We start from the raw sequence: 20,734 nt of genomic DNA on the forward strand, positions 1-20,734 counted from the left end.
TATTTTCTACCATGAACATCGACGATGCCGTGAGAAAAATCCTCCAGCTTGGCGGCGACCGGGTGAAGTTTATCATCCTCTTCGGCTCCCGCGCGAGGGGCGAGGCGAGAAAGGACAGCGACGTCGATTTGTGCGTCTACTACGAGGGCACTCCCAGGGAGGCCTTTGAGTTCAGGATGCGCGTTCTTGGAGTTCTTCCGGAGGAATACGACGTCCAGATTTTCCAGCTTCTCCCGATTTATCTCAGAAAGGAGTGCCTCAGGGGAAAGGTTCTCTTCTGCAGGGACGAGACGTTCCTCTACGACCTCGCCTACGAGACGCTAAAGGAGTGGGAGGACTTCAAGCGCTACTACTATGACTACCTCGGCTTGGAGGCGATAGAATGAGGGTTGAGATGATAGAGAAACTTCTGGAGGGTCAAAAATGAGGGTTCTGGCATCTGCTCCGGCTAAAATTATCCTCTTCGGCGAGCACAGCGTTGTCTATGGAAAACCAGCGATAGCGGCCGCGATAAACCTGAGAACCTATGTGTGGGCCGAGTTCAACGAGAGGGGTGCAATAAAGATAGAGGCCAAGGACATACGCGTCCCTGGTTTGACCGTTTCGTTCTCTGAGGACGAGATTTACTTCGAGAGCGACTACGGAAAGGCCGCGGAGGTCCTCAGCTACGTCCGCCAGGCGATAGAGCTCGTGAGGGAGGAGGCCGACAAGAACGGAAGAGGAATTACAGTCTCGATAACGTCCCAGATTCCCGTCGGGGCGGGTCTCGGTTCATCGGCAGCCGTAGCCGTCGCCACAATCGGCGCGGTTTCAAGGCTCCTCGGCCTCGAGCTGACCAACGAGGAAATCGGGAAACTCGGCCACAGGGTTGAACTCCTCGTTCAAGGGGCATCGAGCGGTATCGACCCGACGGTCTCAGCCATAGGTGGCTTCATCCACTACGAGAAGGGCAAGTTCGAGCCTCTACCCTTCATGGAGCTTCCAATCGTTGTGGGTTACACGGGCTCAAGCGGTTCAACGAAGGAGCTCGTCGCAATGGTGAGGAGAACGAGGGAGGAGATGCCCGAGATAATAGAGCCGATACTCCTCTCGATGGGTAAAGTGGTGGAGAAAGCGAAGGAGATCTTACTATCCGACCTTGAGGAGAAGATTCGCTTCGAGAGGCTTGGAAAGCTGATGAACATTAATCACGGTCTCCTCGATGCCCTCGGCGTTTCCACCAAGAAGCTCAGCGAGCTGGTTTATGCAGCCAGAACCGCGGGGGCTCTTGGAGCCAAGATAACCGGGGCCGGGGGAGGTGGCTGTATGTACGCTCTCGCGCCTGAGAAGCAGAGCGAAGTGGCAACGGCCATAACGATAGCCGGCGGAACGCCGATGATAACCGAGATAAGCAAAGAGGGCCTCAGAATAGAGGAGGTGATTCCGTGATAATAGTCAAGATCGGGGGTAGCGTCTTCAGCGACAAGGATGGCGAGCCGGAGAACTTCGACCACGAAACCGTGAGAGGGCTCGCAGAGGAAATCGGGAGGTTCTACCCGGCGGAGAGATTTTTGATAGTTCACGGCGGCGGGAGCTTCGGCCATCACTACGCCAAGAAATACGGGATCCGCGAGGGCCTTCCGGAGGACTTCGATGTAGCGAGGGAGAGGATGATAGGATTCACGAGAACCCACCAGGCAATGCTCAGGGCCAACAACAACTTCCTCGATCATTTTCTGGAGGTTGGCATTCCAGCTTTCCCGGTAGCCACATCTTCCGTCTTCATAACCGAGAACGGGGAGGTCGCCTACGGTGACGTGGAGGTCATAAAGAAGCTCCTCAAGCTGAGGTTCGTTCCGGTTTTATTCGGCGATGTCTCGGTCGACCTGGCGAAGGGCATAGACATCCTCTCGGGCGACCAGATAATAACTTACCTCGCCAAGATGCTCAATCCGAAGAAGGTTATTTTCCTCATGGACGTCGACGGGATCTACGATGGGAAACCGGGGGAGGGACGGCTCTTGCAGAACATCAGCGTGGATGAGATTGACTCACTCCTGGAAAGACTGGATTGCTCGGCGAAGGACGTCACCGGCGGGATCTGCAACAAGCTCAGGGAGGCAAAGAAGATCGCCCGCTTTTCCGAGGTCTGGTTCGTGAACGGAAAAATACCGGGAAGGCTGGAGGGGGCGATACGGGGAGACGGATTTGGGACGAGGATTGTACATTAGCTGGGACGAAATCCTTTTATTTTTCTTGACGTTGATAACTTTGATGACCATGTTGCGTAAGACTTTAGCCTTTATGGTGCTCTTTATCCTCGCTTTCTGGGGGCTTCAGAAGGCATCTTCCGGTGGCTACCTGAGTGCTTTCGACGCATCCCCTGATAACCTGAACCTAAGCGTTCAGTCTAAGGACAACACCGTTATTGTTAAATGGGAGCTTCAAGGCGGAAGCATAGTTAGAACTCTCGCCGGCGGAAGGGACGCGGTTATTCTGGTTTATCCCGGCTGGGTGGAGGACAATGATTCGTGGCTTGTGCTGGGTGATGCCGAAAACCTGTCCGTGGCATTGAACGGTGAAAGCCCGAGGAATCTCACGATTATTTACCACCCGTTCCAGGTCTTGGTTTCCAACGGGAGCGCTCAGGCTAAATTGAGAGTCTTTGTAGTTCCCATCGATTTTCCGTCAACGGTTCAGTCCGGAAAAATCGAACTTAAACTGGTAACCTACTACGGAACCTGCAACAACATCACCCTCGATGTAATTTACTTCCACAGTACGGGTAAAGGGGACTACCGGGATCTTGTGCTCCCCCTCTCAGTTGACTTTGGCAAAGGATTCCCCATACTCCCGGGTTTCAGGTCGAGGTTTAACCTCACAATTAAAGCATCTAAAATGCTAGAATTCCTCAGATCGGCCGTGAACGCCCACTACCCAGGTAACTGGATTGATGAACCAAAGGGCTGGCTGGTCGTGAAAAAAGTGAACGTCACCGTCTGCCCACCCGAAACCTCTTAACTTTTTTCGTCTTCTCTTTCCCGATGGTTTTAATGAAGGCTTTTGATTTTGATAAAGAGGAGCTCACGGTCATCAGGGAGGTTGAGCACATCGAGCACTGCATAAGGGGGAAGATCCGGAAAGGTTAAGTTAAGTGATCAGGGAAACGGTTTTGAGAGTGTGATTGGGTGATGTCCATGTTCGCTGAGATTCTCACCGTTGGAGATGAACTCCTCACCGGGAACACCGTTGACAGCAACTCCGCCTTCATAGCCAAAAAGCTGACCGAGCGCGGCTACTGGGTGAGAAGGATAACCACCGTTGGCGACGACGTGGGAGATATAAAAGCGGCCGTTCTGGAGATCCTGGAAAGAAAACCCGAGGTTCTTGTGATTTCCGGCGGTCTGGGGCCGACTCACGATGACGTCACCATGCTGGCTGTGGCTGAGGCTCTTGGAAAGAAGCTCGTCCCCTGCGAGGAATGCCTGGAGAGAATACGAGAGTTCTATCACAGGCTCTACGAGAAGGGCCTGATAGACGATCCGGAGCTGAACGATGCTAGGAGAAAGATGGCATACCTGCCCGAGGGGGCCGAACCGCTTGAGAACAGCGAGGGCGCGGCCCCGGGAGCCTACATCGAACATGGGAAAACCAAGATCTTTGTCCTCCCTGGAATGCCCAGGGAGATGAAGGCGATGCTCGAAAAGGAGGTTCTGCCGAGGCTGGGGGAGAAAAAGTTCGTCCAGCTCAAGTTTCTGGCGGAGATAACCGACGAGAGCAAGCTGGCACCGATACTCAGGGAAGCCCTGGAGAGGTTCAACGTGAAGATCCACTCCTCCCCGAAGGGCTTTGGCAGGTACATAGGAATCATCGTCTTCGCGGAGTCTGAAGTGGAGGCCGAGAAGGTCGTGGGGTTCCTCAGGGAGAGGGGCATCTCCCTTCAGCGGTGGAAGCTCTGAGAGGAAGTTCAAAGTTTTCAGCCTTTTTCTGCAAAAATTTTTCGTCATTCTCGTGAAATCTGAAGGTTCTCCTCCTCTGATTTCAAAAGCTGGAAGCTTCTTTGCCCTTTTTCGTTAAACGGGAGTGTTTTAGGGTTTTGAGAAAATTAAAGCTGTTTGTGAACCCAAAAGGTTTATTAGAAACAGTTCACTACTGATCGTTGGTGATCCACCATGAATGGTTACTGGGGAAAGATTCTGCGTGTTAACCTTTCGACCGGGGAGATAAAGGTCGAGCCCCTCCCGGAGGAATTCCCGAGGAAGTACCTCGGCGGCGTTGGGTTTGGAACGAGACTTCTCTACGACGAGGTTCCCGCAAAGGTAGACCCCCTCGGACCGGAGAACAAGATGATAATAACGCCAGGTCTCTTCGTTGCAACTGGCATCGGAACCGGCTCAAAGACCGCGTTCAACTTCAAGAGCCCGCTTACCGGCGGTTACGGCAGAGCGATGGCAGGAGCGAAGATGGGTGAGGAGCTTAAGAAGGCCGGCTACGACGTCCTCATCATCGAGGGCAAGAGCGAGGAACCCGTACTTCTCGTAATCGAGGATGACAACGTCAAGCTTGTTCCGGCCAAGGAGTACTGGGGACTCACAACCGGCGAGGCAAGGAAGAAGGCTAAGGAGGAGTATCCGGGCTTCGCCACCGCTTTCATTGGCCCCGCTGGAGAGAACCTCAGCCTCATCTCAATCATAGACACCGACGAGAGGCAGGCCGCTCGCGGTGGCCCCGGTGCAGTCCTCGGAAGCAAGAAGCTCAAGGGAATCCTCGTCAAGGGAACCAAGAAGGTACCGATCGCCAATCCGGAGAAGCTCCGCGAGCTCATCAAGAAGTGGGCGCTCGTCTTCAAGGACCACCCGGCAACTAAAGCGGACATGGAGTACGGAAGCGGTGAGTTCCTCGACTGGATGAACAGGGAGAGGGGAACCTTCCCGACCAGGAACTGGCAGATGGGCTTCTTCAAGAAGGCCTATGAGAAGGCCAAGGAGGAGGGCAGGGAGCACATCGGAATAGACCCCTACTACTGGGCTCCCAAGTACCGCGTCGGAAGGAGGCCGTGCCCGCTCTGTAACAAGCCGTGCAGCCAGTACGTCAAGGTCGAGAGCGAGAAGTGGGGCACCTTCATGGTAGATGGTCCAGAGTACGAGACCCTCTACTCCTTCGGTGGAGTCCTTGAGATAGACGACTTCGAGACAGTCGCATATCTCAACTACCTCGCTGATGAACTTGGTCTCGACACGATTTCAGCTGGCGTCACCATCGCCTGGGCCATGGAGGCCTATGAGAGGGGCATTCTCACCAAGGAGGAAGCGGACGGCCTTGAGCTGACCTTCGGAAACGGCGAGGCCGCTGTGGAAGCGCTCAAGAAGATGGCCTACCGCGAGGGCAACCTCGGAAAGCTCTTGGCCGACGGTGTCAAGAGGGCAAGTGAGCGCCTAGGCAGGGGAAGCGAGAAGTTCGCCGTGCACGTCAAGGGCATGGAGCCCCCAGCGTACGACGTCAGGGGAATCAAGGGAATGGCGCTCGCCTTCGCGGTCAGCGTCCGCGGTGCCGACCACCTCACGAGCGGTGCCTACGGAACCGAGCTCGTTGGCAAGTGGTGGAAGTTCGAGGGCGTTGACAGGACCAAGGGCGAGAACAAGGGATTCGAGATTGCCTTCCACGAGAACCTCATGGCAATCTACGATGCAACGGGAACGTGCAAGTTCTCAAGGCACATGTACTTCCTTGAAGGCTTCCCAGAGCTCGTCGAGGCTGTCACAGGCATGAACATCGGCGAGGCCGAGCTGATGGTCATCGGCGAGAGGATAATGAACATCGCAAGGGCATTCAACGTCCGCGAGGGCTTCAGCAGGAAGGATGACACCCTACCTTACAGGATTATGTGGGAGCCGATTCCCGAGGGGCCGAGCAAGGGCCTCCACGTCCCGCCGTGGGAGCTCGACAGGATGCTCGACGAGTACTATCAGGCTCGCGGATGGAGCAGGGACGGAATCCCGACCAAGGCCAAGCTCATGGCCCTCGACCTGCCGGACATCGCGGACGACATTGGAGCTGGAATCTGAAGGTTTTTTATCCCTCCCTTCTTATTCTCCCTGGTGAGCAAAATGGACGAGAACCTAAAAGCCTGCAAGAACTGTCGCTGGTTCGGGCCGATTGACTCCTACTTCCTGACCTACGGGATGTGCAGGAAGCACATGAAGACCGTCCACATGAACTTCGTCTGCGACGACTGGGAGCCCCTGTGGGGTGCGGAAAAGCAGAAAAAGGAATAAAATCACGCCCCACTCTTCGGTTCTGACTCCTGCTTCTTCTGAGCGACCTTTCTCTTCCTTTCCGAGATCCTGCTCTTCCTCTCCTCGACCTTCTGGATGATTGCGCTCTCGATGTCCCTCCTGAAGGCCCACTTGAGGAGTGGCGGCGTTATCAGCACCGAGACCGTTATGAATATCAGCGTTGCTGCTATGAACTCCGGCGCGTCCTTCTGAGGGATAGCCCCACCCTGTATCGCAACCATCAGATCGACGAGGGCAACCTCCGTCCTAGGTATCGAGCCTATTCCCATCTGGAGGGACATCCAGAAGTTATCCCTCGTAAACAGGAAGTCCCTGCCGCGTCCCCACGCGGTTATCCACGCTCCAAAGCCCCTGCCCACAACTTTTCCGATTATCGCCACCGTTGAGAGCACCGCTGCGAGCGTAATCGCGTTCCAGTTCTCGAAGACCCTGAGGTCGAGCATCGCCCCGGTATGCACGAAGAAGAAAGGCACGAGGAGGCCGTATCCTATGGCCCTGACGTCCTCCATTATCCTTTTGCCCTCTGGAAGCTTGGACAGGATCAGGCCCATCATGAAGGCACCCTCGATGGCCGCCGCAAACCAGCCTTCAGCCAGTGCCGCGAAGAGGAACATCATGCCAACCGCCATCCCGAGGATGCCCTTCTCCACGTGGAGCCGCTCGGCGAAGCGGACGTAGTGGTCAATGACGTACCAGCCAAGGACGCCGGTTATTATGAAGAACGCCACTATCTTGACGCTCAGGTCGAGCAAACTGCCGCTTCCAACCGCGAAGATGACCAGCGCTATGCCGAGGAAGTCGTCCATGACGCTCGCGCTCAGCGATGCCGCACCAACCTCACTCCTCAGAACGCCGAGATCCATCATGACCCTTACCGTCAGCCCTATGCTTGTAGCCGTCAGCAGGACACCGCCGGCGAAGGCCTCCCTGCTCGGGTAGCCCATGGCCATGAGGGCGTACCAGCCTATTACCAGTGGGACGAAAACGCCCAACACAGTTGAAACGGTAGCCGTCAGGCCGGTTTTTTTCAGCTGCTCAACGTCAGTATCGAGGGCGCCCAGAAAGAGGAGGAATATTATACCGAGCTTCGCCAGAAAATCCGAGATCTCCGCGGCGGTTGTTTCAAAGCCTTGGTCGGAGACGATGGGAAGGTATTGCGGCGCCACGATTCCAAAGTAAACGAGGTTCCCGAGGAGCATTCCCATGAGGAGCTCCCCGAGGACACCGGGCAGTTCAAACCTCTCGATTATGCTGTCGCCTATTTTTGCCAGGATCAGGGAGATTCCGATTGTGAAGAGGAGCCATGTCGCGTCCATTTCACATCCCCCACCCTCAGCAGTCTAAGGAACTCGTTGATAAGGAGGCGAAGGCTGACCTCTCCGACCAGGCGATCGCCATCAACGACCGCGAGCACCTGAGCCCTGTACCGCCTCATCTTGAGAAGGGCGTCGAGAACCGTCGAGTCCCTCTCGATCGTGAGAACGTCCCTCTCGGCAACGTCGATGGCTTTCTCAGCCCCTCCCAGTATTGACCTCAGACTCCTGCTGGTCATCCCGAGCTTGAACTTGTAGGCCTCGGGGGGAAGGAGTATGTCTATGACGTCCAGGTACCTGATGACGCCCTTGAGCCTCATGCTCTCCCTGTCCTCAACGACCCACACGTGGTGCCTTGTCCTTAGGATTTTTAGTACAGTGAGAACGGAAGTATCGACCGTGACGACTGGCATCGAGGCTATCGGGGGCATAATGTCGTCCAGCTTCATGGAATGGAAACTCTGAAGGGCCCTTTCAATGTCATACACAGTCACCACCGGTTTTCATGTTTGAAGACCTTCCTTTAAGATTTTCTGGTCATTTAAAGTCCACAATGAACGTTTAGGAGCATATAAATGACCTTTCCGTGCTAGGGGCCACTAATTTTTTATAACCTTTTAGTCCATCAGGCAATGAAGTATTCCAAACGGTGATCCCTATGGTGAAGAGGGTATCCACTGGGATAGCAGGCCTTGACGAGATGCTCGGGGGAGGCCTGATAGCGGGAAGAGCATATCTCGTCGAAGGGCCTCCAGGGGCTGGAAAGACCATCCTGGCAACACACTTCGCTATGGCGGGCGTCGATAGGGGCGAAAACGCCCTCTACGTGACTCTGGAAGAGCCTGCGGATCAGCTAAAGGAGGACATGGCGAGACTCGGCTTCAACGTTGGGAGCGGGAACTTCAAGATCGTGGACGCGACCCCTGTGAACCCTGAGAGAAGCGTCGTATTCTCCGAAAGCCCTGACATCGAATTCGGCGAGAGCTTTGAGAGACTGCTCAACTCCCTGAGCGCGGAGCTCAGGAAGAGGGACTATCAAAGGGTGGTCATCGATCCGATAACGATGGTCAAGCTCACCGTGCCGAATGAACTCGAGTACAGAAAGATATTTCTCGCCTTCCTGAAGACTCTCAGGAGGTACAACGTCACGGTGTTGATGACTGCAGAAGTTGAAAAAAGCGACGTGGAGAAGTACCTTGTCAGCGGCGTGATCAGGCTCCTCAGAGTCGAGTCAGGGGATAAGATCGTTAGGGCAATTCAGATAACCAAGTTCAGGGGTTCAGCCTTCGACGAGGTTATGAGGCCATACAAGATAACGAACCAGGGGATACAGGTATTCCCCGAGGAGACAGTGTTTATTTAAAGGGAGAAAAGGGGCTACTCCCCGAAGATCAGCTCCCTGAGCTTTGAAGGTAGCTCCTCGATGCTCACCCTTACCTGCTCCCTCGTGTCGCGGTCGCGGATCGTCACCGTGCTATCCTCGGGCGTCTGGTTGTCTATCGTCACGCAGTAGGGCGTTCCAATCTCGTCGTAGCGGAGGTAACGCCTTCCGATTGTATCTTTCTCGTCGTAGACGACTATGAAACCCGCCTTCTGGAGCTTTCTAAAGATTTCGTAGGCGATGCTCTTGAGAGGCTCCTTGGCGACGAGGGGCAAAACGGCAACCTCAATCGGCGCCATGTCCTTCTTGAGCTTGAGGTAAGTCCTGTCCTCCTCGATGACGAGGCTGTTCTCAAGGAGCAGGTAGAAGGGCCTGTCTATGCCGAAACTCGGCTCAAGGACGTGGGGTACTATCTTCTCGCCGGTAATCTTCTCCTCGACTTCCCTTATTATGAAGTCGTCCTTCTCAAGCTCGTAGCCCTCTATCGTGATTTTGCCCTCTTTCCCAAGGATTTCGACCAGCTCACGCTTCTTCTCCTCGTTCCAGCTTTTTATCAGCTCGTTTATCCTCTTGGCGTCTTTCCTAAGCTTCGGGCCGACGCGCTTGAGGTTCAGGCTGACCTCCAGCCTCTTGACTATCTTCGGCTCGTCGTAGTGGATTAGCACCGTAAGGTCGGCCCCGCTCTCGCGCATGTGCCTGCTCAGGTCATAGTCTCCCCTGTTCGCTATTCCAACGCACTCGACCCAGCCGAAGCGCTCGCTGTGGACTTCCGCGTCCCAGGTGTCGCGGGAGTAGTGGGCGCGCTCCTCGGGGAGCTGCTGGCGGAAGCGTATCTTGTCCTCCGGGATGCCGATGTCGAGGAGGACGCGCTTCACCATGACCATGTAGTAGGCGAAGAAGGTGTTCATAATGTAGCCCTTCTTTACCGCCTCCTCGGCTGTGAGCTCGATCTCGCCGAGGTTCTTGAGCTGGTGCTCTATCGGGTAGAGCCTGAGCTTTTCATTCTTGACCTCGTCGAAGTGCGGGTGCTCTGTCTCGCTGGGGTTGAAGAATATCTCCGCCTCCGCCTGCGTGAACTCCCTGAGCCTTAACATACCCTGCCTCGGCGAAATCTCGTTGCGATAGGCTTTGCCTATCTGGAATACGCCAAAGGGGAGCTTGTTCCTCGCGAAAGCGTTTAAGCGTTTGAAGTTCACGAAGATGCCCTGGGCCGTCTCGGGCCTCAGGTAGCCCTTCTGGTCGCCGTAGGGGCCGATTTTCGTCTCGAACATGAGGTTGAAGTACCACACGTCGCTCAGCTCGCCGCCGCACTCGGGACAGCGAATGTCGTGCTCGCGGATGAGCTTCGTGAGTTCTTCGGCGGATAAACCTTCAACGTCCATCCCGAGGGCTTCCTCAATGATGTGGTCGGCCCTAAACCTTGCGCCGCACTTCCTGCACTCGACGAGAGGGTCAACGAACTTCTCAACGTGTCCGCTCGCGATGAAGACCTTCTCGGGCGTTATGTCGGGCGTTTCGAGCTCGAAGAAGCCCTCCCTCTGAAAGGCCTCCCTGATCTTCTGCTCTATCTTCCTCTTTATAGTCGCGCCGAGCGGACCGTAGTCGTAGAATCCGCGTGAACCGCCGTAGATTTCAAAGCTACCCCACGCGAAGCCTCGTCTCCTCATCAAATCCTGAAGAATCTCGTACTTGTCGGGCTTCTCTCCCATGGGCTCACCACCTGAAAGTTGAGCGGACGAATTTCATAAAAAGGTTTTGGGGCTCCCTTTGGAATTCTGACAAAGTCCAAAAACGGAAAGAGTTATAAACCGTTTCCGTCGTTTAGGCTATGAGCTTTGATTGTTTGGAGGTGCGTGAAAATGGCGGAAAGACCACTCGATGTTATTCACAGGTCCCTCGACAAGGACGTCCTCGTGCTCCTCAAGAGGGGTGGCGAGTTTAGGGGCAAGCTCATCGGTTACGACATCCACCTGAACGTCGTCCTCGCCGGAGCCGACTACATCCAGGACGGCGAGGTCGTTAAGAGCTACGGTAAAATCGTCGTGAGGGGAGACAACGTTCTCGCGATCTCCCCGGTTGATATCGAGTGAGCACAAACCTTAGCGGGGTGAGATCATGGGAGCCGGAACCGCGCCGAAGGGCAAGCGCAACAGGACTCCAACTCACATAAGGTGCAGGCGCTGTGGTAGGAGGGCCTTTAACGTCAAGAAGGGCTACTGCGCCGCCTGTGGCTTTGGCAGGAGCAGGAGAATGAGGAAGTACAGCTGGAGCCACAAGTGGAAGAAGAAGAGGAACCTCTCCTACTGAACCCTCTTTTCTTTTCTAGCGATGATGAGCGCTGGTCTCCCCGGCTGACGGTGATGAGCTGGACCCGTGCCTGAGCTCTAACAGGATTTCCTTGAACCTCTTCGCGTCCCTGCACATGTCGGTGTTGTTGAAGAAGACGAAGCTCTCATTTCTGTTCCAGCCGAGGACGCGCTCCCTGATTTTCTGCAGTTCCTCATCGCTGTAGGAGTGCCGGTAAATTATCCTCCCGTTCTCGTAGCGCCCGTGAAGCCTGTAATAGTTCGTCTCGCCCCTGTGGAGCGGAATCCTCACGAGCGGGTCGGTCACGTCTATGACGTCGAAGGCTCTAACGAAGCGCTTAACGCCCTTCTCGCTCCAGCCCCTCAGCTCAACGGCTATCTCGAAGTTTCCCCTGTCAATCATCTCGAAGAATCTTTCCGCGTTGGCGAAGCTCTCCTCGTTCTCCTTGAAGCTCTTCGGCAACTGAATGAGAATGAAGCGCGCGCCGAGAAGTTCAGCCTCCTTCAGCGTCAGGCGCCAGAAGTGAAGGACGTCGCTGTTTGGCCTCAAAAGGCCGACGTTTTTGCTCGGCCTAACGTTGCTCCTCCGCCACGTTGGGCTGTTCGGCGGGTGCGTTACGCCCTGAAAGGCCTTCATCGCGAAGATGAAGCCCTCAGGAGCTTCCTTCCTCCAGCGCTCAAGGGTTTTCTCCTGGAGGATTCGGTAAAAGGTCTGCTGAACCTCAACGGCATCGAAGTCCCGGAAATATTTCGACCTTCCCTCGCAGAAGCCACAGGTTCCGACCTTAATCATCTCCATCACTCCAGCGGTTCCCTTCCGTAGCGCAGGAAGTTCAGGTAAGCCTCATCCTCCCCGACTATCGCGCTCAGGATTGCGTCGACGTACGCGTCGAACTCCCTCTTCTTGATTACGACCGAGTGGTGCGCGTACTCGAGCGGAATCACGTACTCATCTTCGGCCACCGAGAGGATTTTCGCGAGGGTATCCTCGAAGTCCTGCTTCTCCGGAACCTCGAGAAGGTATATGAGTCCTCCATCGGCAAACCGGACGTAGGCCGGCCGTATCCTCGCGCCCTCTATCTTCCTTCCGTCGAGGACGAGAATCTCGCGAAGGTTCTCGAAAAAGCCGTGCTCCATGAGGTCGAGGATTAGCCCGGCGAGGGCCTCCTTCTTGCCGACCTTCGACGAGAAGCGCAGGTAACCGCTCTTATCGGTCAGCGAGGCCACGACCGGTGTGTCCACCATTATCGGAACCCTCTTCAGCTTCTCCCTCTCGGCTACCGTCCCTATGACGTCCGAGCGGTAGAAGGTCTTCGCTATCGAGGCTATCTCGTTTTCCAAAAGCCTGTCGAGGGCGTGGAGGTACTCGAGGTACTCGAAGAGGACTATCAGGTTTTCGGCATCTACAACCCACCAGATTTTCCCGCGAATGCTCCGTGAGCCCTTCTCCTCCAGTATTTTGAAGATTGACTTCCCTTCCCTCCCGCGCGCGAGTAGAGATGGACCCGAGATGACGCCCTTTTTGAGCTCCCGCTTCCACTCCTTCCACTTGAGATTGAGGGCATCAAGGAAGTCCATCGAGGCCTCCAAAAGCGTCCTCCCGTGCCTTTCGTAGAGCTGGTTCGTAGTTGAGTTGGCGTAGCTCGGCGGTCTTATGAGGGCCCCGCTTATCGTGCCGTCCATGAGCACGAGGTCTGACATTTCCCCGACGAGAGCGCCCATTCTTTTCTCCAGTGTGTCCATATGAACCCTTATTCTATCATCGGCGTTGCTGTAGGGGAAGAGCGCCCCGATGTCGTTCCAGTAGTAGAGGTCGTCGCCGACCGCTGATGCGGAGACGGCGTAGATTATCGCCCCGCTGAGCCTTCTGGCCATCCTGCTCCCGTCAACGGCGTAAACCCTCGTCTTCTTCGGCTCTGGAAGGTCTTCCCAGCGGTAGTGCTTCCTCACGAGGGGGACGAGCTTTCCGAGCTCCTTCCTGCTCTCCCTGAGGAAGTGCCTGATTTCCTCGAGGTGCCTGTCGTCAATACGCTCCAAGGCTCTCCACCTCCACCCTCGCTTCACCGGCGTTGGTAACCCTTATCACGTAATCGGCCGCGTCCTTCAGTTCTTCGTCGTGCGAGACGATGATTACCTGAGGTATTTTTCTCAGCTGGCTCGATATAATCTCCACGAGCTTCTTCCTCCTCTCCTCGTCGAGGAAGGGCGTTGGCTCGTCCAGTATGAGGAGCTCAAGGTTGCCCACCTTGTAGAGCGAGAGGGCAAGGCGGAAGGCCAGACCGAGCGCTATCCTCTCCCCACCGCTGAGGAAGTCTATTCCAACTTCGTTGCCCGCGTAGAGGACTTTAAGCTCAATCCGCTCTTTCCCATAGCGCTTCTCGCGCCTCAGCCTTATCCCCTGATACTTGCCCTCGGTCATCTCCGAGAACAGCTCCCCAGCCAGCTTCTGCACCTCTTCAAGCCCTCTAAGCTCTTCCTCCGCCTTCAGCCGGGCTATCTTTTCCCTGAAGGCCGTCAGGTCTGCCAGCGCCTTCTCGATGAGCTCGAGCTCCCTCTCGGCCTTCTCAATCTCCCCGAGGTTCGCCTTCAGCTCGTCTATTAAGCGGGCTATCTCGTCCCTCAGGCTCTCCGCTCCCTCAAGCTCGGCCCTCGCCCTCTCAAGGGCTCTCGACTTCTCAAGGTATTCCCTCTCGGCCCTCTCAAAGTCCTCCTCCGAGAATTCCTTCCTGGCTTCTTCCAGCTCTTTTCTCGCCTTTTCGAGCTCGGCCTTTAAGCGCGCTATGTTCGCCCTTGACTCATCGGCCTTCCTCTGCTCGATGTCGAGCTTCTTCTCGAGGGCCTCAATCCTCCTCGGAATGTCCTTCAGCGAGAGGAACTCGCGGTAGGGCTTCTCAAGCTCCCCAATCCTCTCCTCGACCTCATCAAAGGAGCTGAATCCCCTCTCGGAGAGCCTCTTTAGAATGTCGGCCTTTCTCTCCTCAAGGGTGTGGAGTTCCTTCTCTACAGCCCTCTTTTCCTTCTCAAGGCCCTCAAGCTCCTCAAGCCTCTCCTTAACGTTTCTGATTTCCTTCTTGAGGCCGATGAGCTTCTCCTTCGTTTCCTCGAAGAGCTTCGCGTCCCTCTCAAGCTCCTCAACGCCGAGCTCCTCAAGCTTCTCCTCCGCCTCTCTGAGCAAATCGGCCGTCTTCTTGAGGCGAATCAGCTTCGGCTCCCTCGCGAGGAGCTTCCTTAGCTCGACCTCGCGCTTCCTCAGCTCCTCAAGCTTCTCCCCGAAGGTTTTAACTTCACTCTCAATCCTCGAAATCTCGGCCCTGTACTCGGCCAGGATTTCGCCTTCCTCGTGCTCGTCTATGGGTCTTCTGCAGAGGGGACAGATTTTGGCCCCTTCCAGTCTCTCCATGTTCGCCTCAAGCTCGGCCCTTTTGCCCCTCAGCGAGGCTATTCTCTCCCTGACCTTTGAAATCTCCTCGCGGAGCCTTTCAAGCTCCTCCTTGGCTTTCTCGATTTCTTTGAGTTCCTTTTCAAGCTTCTCGACGGTGTAGCCGGCCCTCTCAAGCTCCTTCCTGTGCTTCTCGGCCTCGCCGAGGATTGACAGGGCGCGCTGGTAGAGCTTGTGCCTCTCCTTGAGCCTCTCGTATTCCCTCCTCGTCTCTACCTCTTTCTTCTTCAGCTCCCCAAGTTTCCTTTCCAGCTCCTCTCGCTTCTCCATTTCTCTCTCGAGGGAGCGGAGCTTTTCCCTTAGCGATGAAAGCCCAACCTCAACATTCGAGAGCTCGTCCTTCAGCTTCAAAAGCTTGCCCAGCTCAATGTACTCCTCGGCGAGAGGTTTTAACTCCTCAAGCCTCGCCCTCTTCTCCTCCAGCTCCTCCAGCTCGAGCTTCAGCTCCTCTATCCTCTTCTCCCTCTCCTTCAAAAGTTCCTCCTCGCTCGCCAGCGATTTTTCGAGGAGAGCTATTCTCTTCTCGAGGCCGGCTATCAGCTCCTTTCTTTCCTTCATCTCTTGATAGAGCTTGGAAAGCTTCTCCACCTCGGCCGAAAGCTCCCTTTCCCTCTTCCTCAGCTCACTAATCCTCCTCAGCGTCTCGGCAAACCTCTTCCCTGCCTCGCTCAGCCTGTCTTCGACTTCAGCTTTCCTCTCGATGAGCTTCTTCAGGTTCTCCCTTCTCCTCTTCAGCTCGCGGATTACCTCTGCCGAGTTCCTCTCGGCGTTCTCGTAGTCCTCTATGCCGAGAACCTTGCGCAGAACCTTTTCCATGACCTCGCGGTTGGTGATTATGCCCTCAATCTCGCCCTGTCGGATGTAGAGGGCGTTCGTATAGACCTGCAGGGGGTAAACGTTCCTCTCGACCCAGCGCGCTACCTCGGAGCTCTTCTCCGCAATAAGTTTTCCGTTCTCGAGGAGCTCGCTCTTCTTCGTCGTCCGGGTTATGCGGTAGGTTTTGCCGTTGTGCTCGAACTCCAGGCCCAGGGAAAGCTCCCCGGTTCCGACGCGGGCGTTGGCCTTCAGATAGCCCTTCGGGAAGCTCGGGTGTCCGAGGTAAAGCGAGGCAAAGATGGCCTCAAGGATTGAGCTCTTCCCGGCTCCATTCTGGCCGATTATCAGGTTTATGCCGTCGCTGAACTCAACAATGCTTTTCCTGTGGGCCCTGAAGTTCCGAATCTCGATTTTCCTGACCCTCATTGCCTGCCACCCCTGAGCCACGCATCGAGGCTCGACGGCTTTGCCGGTCTCGTTTTCTTCTCGGTTTTGGGCTTCTCTATTTTCTCCTTCTTTGGAGTTGCTTTCACGCGCTTTTCCCCTTTCGGCCGTTTCTCTTCGGCATTTTCTGGTTTCTTCGGCTCTTCCACTGGTTTGCGGGCCCTTGCACTCATCCCTTCCGGAACGCCGAGGCGGTACTTCTCAAGGAGCCAGTCCATGAACTCGTCGAGCGGGAACTCCTTTGGTTCACTCCGCAGGTGGAGGAAGAGCTCCCTCTCCCACTCGGTCAGTATCTCCTCGCCCACGCGCTCCTTAGAGATTATCGCCTCGCCCGTGACCCTGCTCCTGAAGGCGTAGTAGGCTATGCCAGAGCCCTTCAGCAGGTCGTTGAACTCAGCTAAACTAACGCCACCTTTCACCGTTCCCTCAAGGTAGATGATTGCCACCGCATCTTTTGGAATCAGACCCGCTACCTCCTCCACCTTCCTCCTGAGCTCGGCCTTGGAGTTTCCCGAAACCGTAACGCGGTAGAAGGGCCTCGTCTCGACCTCGACGAACTCCGGCCGGAAGTCCTCAACGATGTAGAAGCCCTTAGGCTGGGGGTTCTCGCGGAGCTTCGGCTTTCTGTCCCTCTCGCCGTAAACTACTACGTGGCTCGCCTCCCTCACGTCGGTTCTCTCGGTGGAGCCAGGATATGCTATCGGGCCCTTTAGACCCGTCTGCTCGGGCTCGGCCAGCTTTCTCACGTGTATGTGTCCGAGGGCGTAGTAGGAGAAGTTATCAGGGAGTTCGCTGAGCTTGAGGTCGAAGGCGTCCTGATACGGTGTGTCCTTAGCGAGGTAGTCAACCGCCTGGTGGAGCATCAGGATGTCTCCCCTCTTGAAGAGGGCCTTCAGGACGTTGGTGTTACCCCTTATGAGCTGCCAGCGCGTGTGATGTCTTAAGCCGTAGATTTTGAGGTCTCCGACCTCTGCCCAGACGAGGTAGCGGTCGGCAATCTTTTTGCTCCGCAGGAACTCGTCCCGCTTTTCCTCTCTTCTGAGGCCGAGGGTCCTGATTAGGCCGAGGTGTTCGAGCAGGTCGAAGACGGAAGCCTCTCTAATCGTCTTGTCGTGGTTGCCCTCGATGGCGAAGACAGGGATTTCCTTTCTCCTCGGGATTTCGAGTATCTCGACCGCATCGCGCAGGGCCTTAGGCGACGGCCTGCTCACGTGGAAGAGGTCTCCGGCGATGAGTATGAAGTCCACCCTGGCCTTAACGGCCTTCTCGACGGCCTCACGAAACGCTTTAACGTAGTCCTCGTAGCGGAAGGGCTGGTTGAACTGCTCCCGGCCGAGATGGGCATCGGCTATGTGCGCGAACCTCATCTTAACACCTCACAGGGGGAGGGAAGCTATCGCCTCCTCCTCGCTCACCTCTTCCTCCTTCCCCTCGAGCCACTCCTCGACGATGTCTATGTCCCTTCCTCCATAGTGGCCGTTGAAGTCCTTCTCGAAGTTATAAACCTTCACCATCGCCGGAATCGTGATTGCGTAGCCCACTATCACCGCCTCGCCGACGCCCAGCGAGGCTATATCGCTCAGCAGGTCCTCGCTTATCTGCTCGCTCGCCTGCTGGACGTAGCGCTGGTCGTTGGGCTCAACCAGCTTGAGGATTATCTTTGTGTTGGTCTGGCTGAGTATGTCGTCGTCGAGCTTCTTCGGCCTCTGGGACACTATTCCAAGGCCCACGCCGAACTTTCTCCCCTCTCGGGCTATCTTGCCGAGCCACAGGGTTGCGGGGTTCTTCTCGCCCCTCGGCGCGAATATGTGGGCTTCTTCAACTATGACGAGGATTGGCTTCCTTATTGCGGGGTAGGCTTCGAGTATCTCCCTCGCGGTGAGCCTGTCGTTGGTTCTGACGGCCTTGAGGTACTCAATGCGGTTCTTGAGGATTCCCCTCAGGACGAAGCTCGCGAGCGTTATCATCTGCTCCTCTTCCATCCCGCTGAGGTCTATGACGTTCACCATGCCGGGCCTTATCTCGCCGAGCACATCTACCGGGCTTATGAACTCGCCGAAATTAGCTTTCAGCTCGCCTATGTAGTCCTTCAGCCTTATCAGGGCCTCCAAATCCCTCTGTTGAATCTTCCTCGGCATCTCTATGCCCTTCTCGTTGTAGTAGTGGATGACCCTGTCCTCCTTGCTCTCCGAGTTCTCGTAAACCCTAATCCACTCCTCTATCTTGTCCTCCATCGCTTCGAGGAAGGGCAGACCGCCGACGACCTTTCCGTCCCGTCTCATCTCCTCCTTGACTGTTCGGTAAACGAGCCCGAGGAAGCGCCTCTGGAGGCTCGCGTTTTCGGCTATGCCGAGGAGCGTTGCCAGCTCGCTCAGCCTTATTCTCCCGGGGTCTATAGTGGCCTTTATCGGGTTGACCTTTGCCCCTGGCCAGCTCAACCTCTGGTACTCGCCGTGAGGGTCGAGGATTACGACGGTGGCGTTAACGTTGTCAACGAGCTCCTTGGTGAGAACGGCTATCGTGTTTGACTTGCCCGCTCCGGTAACGGCCAAAACCGCGAAGTGCCTCGAAACGAGCCTGTTGGCGTCGAGGCGAACCTCTATGTTGCCCCTCGCGATGAGCTTTCCAACCCTGAGGTGGCCGTTTGCGAATATTCTCTCCAGGTCCTCGTCCCTCGCGAGGTAAACCTTCTCGCCTGGCTTTATAGGGACGCGGTTCGGGGCGGGCTTTGGCAGAAACTCGCCGTCCCTAGTTCTGAGAACGCCGAGAACCTTGGCCGTAGCCAATATCTCCTCGCTCTTGTCGAGAATTCCGCGCGAGAAAACGTTGACTGTCTTTTCAACGTAGTCGTAGCTTCCCCTTCCAGCTTCCATAAGCCAGTTGAGGTTTCTTATGGATTTGAGCAGGGCTAAAACCTCGTCTCCCTCCCGGTTTTTAACGACAAGGAACTCGCCGAAGCGCGGGAGCTCGTTCCTAGGGTTGACTATGAACGTGAAGTGGTCGGTGCTCGATTCACCGAACACGATTCCAACCGAAGCGTCGGGCCCCTCCATATTACCACCTTGAGTTGATTTTCCCGTGAGGACAAAAACCTTTCGGATGCCCGAAAGGGTTTTTATGGGAGCCACTAAAACCCCACGCCCGATGACGAACTACTCCCGGCTGAGTGGTGATGAGCCACCTACCGGCCGAGGGCTTTTAAGCTCAACCCCGAAGGTTCAACCATGAGAATCCTCCTCGTCACCGGTAAACTCGCCGAACCCCTCGTGAGGAAGTACGGGAAAGGCTGCGACGTATTTGTAACCCCGGTGAGCGTCGCGGCATTCCTTACCCCGGAGATGATAACCCACTATCTGAAAAAGGCCGGCGTGAGGAGCGGGAACTACGATCTAATCCTCATCCCCGGCCTCGTCAGGGGTTCAGCCCAGCCCATCGAGGACGAAATTGGAATTCCAGCCTTTAAAGGGCCGAAGAACGCGATGGATCTGCCCGTCGTTTTGAGGGCCTTGCGCGAGGGCTTCAAGCTGAGCAAGGAGAAACCGGCGGACGAGCTGTTTTCCCTCGATGGGTTGAGGAAAGTTAAGGACATCAGGAACAAGGCGAGGGACAGGCGCTACATCGAAAGAGCCCTCAAACGGCCCGGAAACCTCCTCATCAGCAATCTCCCGGTTGGGAGGGACTTTCCGGCGAGGATTTTGGGAGAGGTTGTCGATGCCCCAAAACTCGGCGTCGATGGGGTCGTTGAGAAGGCCCTTTACTACCTCCGCGAGGGGGCCGACATCGTTGACATCGGGATGGTGGCGGGCGAGACAAACCTCGAGTTCATCGAACTCATCCCGGAAATCCGCGAGAGACTTAGGGAAGGCGGTTTTAATGTCCCGATGAGCTTTGATTCCCTTAACACCGCCGAGATAGAGAGGGCCCTTGATTATGCGGATTTATTCCTGAGCGTTGACGAGAGCAACCTTGAGGGGCTCGTCACTGCAAAGCCAGTCGTTCTAATCCCTACAAACCAGAAGAAGGGTTTCTTCCCGGTCAGGCCTTTCGAGAGGGTCGAGTTCCTTGAAAACCTTAAGGGGAAGGCCCTCGATTTGGGTTACAAAAACCTAATCCCGGACTTAATCCTCGAGCACGTCCCCCACTTAGCGCGTTCCATAACTGCCTTCCAGCTCTACCGCGAGAGGAATCCGGACGACGTTCTCTTGGCTGGAGTCGGCAACGTGGTCGAGCTCTACGACGCGGACAGCGTCGGAATGAACGCCCTCCTTGCTGGAATCGCGAAGGAGCTTTCAATAAACCTCCTCCTCACGACCGAGACGAGCGCGAAGGCGAGAGGTTCGGTAAGGGAGCTGAGGAGGGCAATCGACATGAACCTCTTCGAGATGCCAAAGGATCTGGGCTTCGACCTACTTCTCTTAAAGGAGAAGAGGGCCGCTGAGTGGCGGTTTGAACCGGCGGAAGAAATAATCAAAGCCAAAGAAAAGCCTATCGAGCTCGAACCCCTCTACTTCCGGGTCTGGGTTGAGGGAGGCAAAATCTGGGTCAACGCCCACAGGGGAATCGAGGCCGTTCTCACGATAGTCGGCGACGAACCAAACGCGATAATAGACACGATCCTCGAGCGCTTTGAGATAAGCCCAAGGCACGCCTTCTACCTCGGCAGGGAGCTGGAGAGGGCTAAAACAGCGCTGAAGCTGAGAAGGAGCTACGTTCAAGAAATGGAGCTCTTCCCGGATTTTTACATAAAAGATTGAAAAGGG

19 protein-coding genes are annotated in these 20,734 nt (G+C 55.7%); 11 read left to right on the forward strand and 8 right to left on the reverse strand.

What is annotated here, in order from left to right:
* Positions 1 to 11: 11 nt before the first annotated feature.
* From mntA to TGAM_RS11290, 7 genes are all read left to right on the forward strand, one after another.
* A complete protein-coding gene (mntA, locus tag TGAM_RS08730) occupies positions 12 to 386 on the forward strand; it encodes a type VII toxin-antitoxin system MntA family adenylyltransferase antitoxin (protein WP_015859339.1) in 375 nt (124 codons plus the stop codon).
* A 37-nt stretch (positions 387 to 423) separates the two neighbouring features.
* Entirely contained in the window at positions 424 to 1,428 is a 1,005-nt protein-coding gene (locus tag TGAM_RS08735) for a mevalonate kinase (protein ID WP_015859340.1), read from the forward strand.
* Positions 1,425 to 2,210 carry an isopentenyl phosphate kinase gene (locus tag TGAM_RS08740; protein ID WP_015859341.1) on the forward strand — a complete coding sequence of 262 codons (786 nt, stop codon included), beginning with the start codon at positions 1,425 to 1,427 and terminating at the stop codon, positions 2,208 to 2,210. The genes TGAM_RS08735 and TGAM_RS08740 overlap by 4 nt, the downstream gene beginning before the upstream one ends.
* A 43-nt stretch (positions 2,211 to 2,253) precedes the next feature.
* Positions 2,254 to 3,000 carry a hypothetical protein gene (locus tag TGAM_RS08745; protein ID WP_148206299.1) on the forward strand — a complete coding sequence of 249 codons (747 nt, stop codon included), beginning with the start codon at positions 2,254 to 2,256 and terminating at the stop codon, positions 2,998 to 3,000.
* Between the two features lie 176 nt (positions 3,001 to 3,176).
* A complete protein-coding gene (locus TGAM_RS08750) occupies positions 3,177 to 3,938 on the forward strand; it encodes a molybdopterin-binding protein (protein WP_015859343.1) in 762 nt (253 codons plus the stop codon).
* 213 nt (positions 3,939 to 4,151) lie between these two features.
* Entirely contained in the window at positions 4,152 to 6,044 is a 1,893-nt protein-coding gene (locus TGAM_RS08755) for an aldehyde ferredoxin oxidoreductase family protein (protein ID WP_015859344.1), read from the forward strand.
* Positions 6,045 to 6,077: 33 nt separating this feature from the next.
* A complete protein-coding gene (locus TGAM_RS11290) occupies positions 6,078 to 6,254 on the forward strand; it encodes a hypothetical protein (RefSeq protein WP_015859345.1) in 177 nt (58 codons plus the stop codon).
* A gap of 2 nt (positions 6,255 to 6,256) precedes the next feature.
* On the opposite strand, the gene TGAM_RS08760 is transcribed toward TGAM_RS11290, so the two are convergent.
* Together TGAM_RS08760 and TGAM_RS08765 are read right to left on the reverse strand one after the other, a co-directional pair.
* A complete protein-coding gene (locus tag TGAM_RS08760; RefSeq protein WP_015859346.1) occupies positions 6,257 to 7,591 on the reverse strand; it encodes a cation:proton antiporter in 1,335 nt (444 codons plus the stop codon).
* Positions 7,549 to 8,076 (reverse strand): CBS domain-containing protein, encoded by a 528-nt coding sequence (locus TGAM_RS08765; RefSeq protein ID WP_015859347.1) that lies wholly within the window; start codon positions 8,074 to 8,076, stop codon positions 7,549 to 7,551. Before TGAM_RS08765 ends, TGAM_RS08760 begins: the two co-directional genes overlap by 43 nt.
* A gap of 170 nt (positions 8,077 to 8,246) precedes the next feature.
* Between TGAM_RS08765 and TGAM_RS08770 the strand changes: the two genes are divergently transcribed.
* The gene (locus tag TGAM_RS08770; RefSeq protein WP_048811309.1) at positions 8,247 to 8,951 is read left to right on the forward strand and encodes an RAD55 family ATPase; all 705 of its coding nucleotides are present in this window, start codon (positions 8,247 to 8,249) and stop codon (positions 8,949 to 8,951) included.
* A gap of 14 nt (positions 8,952 to 8,965) precedes the next feature.
* Here the strand turns inward: TGAM_RS08770 and glyS are convergent, their stop codons facing one another.
* A complete protein-coding gene (gene glyS, locus TGAM_RS08775) occupies positions 8,966 to 10,678 on the reverse strand; it encodes a glycine--tRNA ligase (RefSeq protein ID WP_015859349.1) in 1,713 nt (570 codons plus the stop codon).
* A gap of 150 nt (positions 10,679 to 10,828) precedes the next feature.
* Here glyS and TGAM_RS08780 point away from each other — a divergent pair, with 150 nt between their 5' ends.
* Complete coding sequence (locus TGAM_RS08780; protein WP_014122271.1) at positions 10,829 to 11,059, forward strand: LSm family protein; 231 nt, start codon at positions 10,829 to 10,831, stop codon at positions 11,057 to 11,059.
* A 25-nt stretch (positions 11,060 to 11,084) separates the two neighbouring features.
* On the forward strand, positions 11,085 to 11,276 hold the full coding sequence (locus TGAM_RS08785; protein ID WP_015859350.1) for a 50S ribosomal protein L37e: 192 nt from the start codon (positions 11,085 to 11,087) through the stop codon (positions 11,274 to 11,276).
* A 15-nt stretch (positions 11,277 to 11,291) separates the two neighbouring features.
* On the opposite strand, the gene TGAM_RS08790 is transcribed toward TGAM_RS08785, so the two are convergent.
* Genes TGAM_RS08790 through TGAM_RS08810 form a run of 5 tightly spaced genes read right to left on the reverse strand, consistent with a single transcriptional unit; the run spans position 11,292 to position 19,027 of the window.
* Positions 11,292 to 12,068 carry a DUF72 domain-containing protein gene (locus TGAM_RS08790; protein WP_015859351.1) on the reverse strand — a complete coding sequence of 259 codons (777 nt, stop codon included), beginning with the start codon at positions 12,066 to 12,068 and terminating at the stop codon, positions 11,292 to 11,294.
* Between the two features lie 5 nt (positions 12,069 to 12,073).
* Positions 12,074 to 13,312, reverse strand: a complete 1,239-nt coding sequence (locus tag TGAM_RS08795) for a DNA double-strand break repair nuclease NurA (RefSeq protein ID WP_015859352.1) — start codon at positions 13,310 to 13,312, stop codon at positions 12,074 to 12,076.
* The gene (rad50, locus tag TGAM_RS08800; protein WP_015859353.1) at positions 13,299 to 15,956 is read right to left on the reverse strand and encodes a DNA double-strand break repair ATPase Rad50; all 2,658 of its coding nucleotides are present in this window, start codon (positions 15,954 to 15,956) and stop codon (positions 13,299 to 13,301) included. Before rad50 ends, TGAM_RS08795 begins: the two co-directional genes overlap by 14 nt.
* Positions 15,953 to 17,341, reverse strand: coding sequence for a metallophosphoesterase family protein (locus TGAM_RS08805; RefSeq protein ID WP_015859354.1), 1,389 nt, complete (start codon positions 17,339 to 17,341; stop codon positions 15,953 to 15,955). The genes rad50 and TGAM_RS08805 overlap by 4 nt, the downstream gene beginning before the upstream one ends.
* Before the next feature lie 9 nt (positions 17,342 to 17,350).
* Entirely contained in the window at positions 17,351 to 19,027 is a 1,677-nt protein-coding gene (locus TGAM_RS08810) for an ATP-binding protein (RefSeq protein ID WP_048811310.1), read from the reverse strand.
* A gap of 171 nt (positions 19,028 to 19,198) precedes the next feature.
* On the opposite strand from TGAM_RS08810, the gene TGAM_RS08815 reads away from it, so the two are divergent.
* On the forward strand, positions 19,199 to 20,728 hold the full coding sequence (locus TGAM_RS08815) for a dihydropteroate synthase-like protein (protein ID WP_015859356.1): 1,530 nt from the start codon (positions 19,199 to 19,201) through the stop codon (positions 20,726 to 20,728).
* Positions 20,729 to 20,734 lie beyond the last annotated feature (6 nt).

It is taken from the genome of Thermococcus gammatolerans EJ3, assembly GCF_000022365.1.
In the GTDB taxonomy this organism is placed as follows: Archaea; Methanobacteriota_B; Thermococci; order Thermococcales; family Thermococcaceae; genus Thermococcus; species Thermococcus gammatolerans.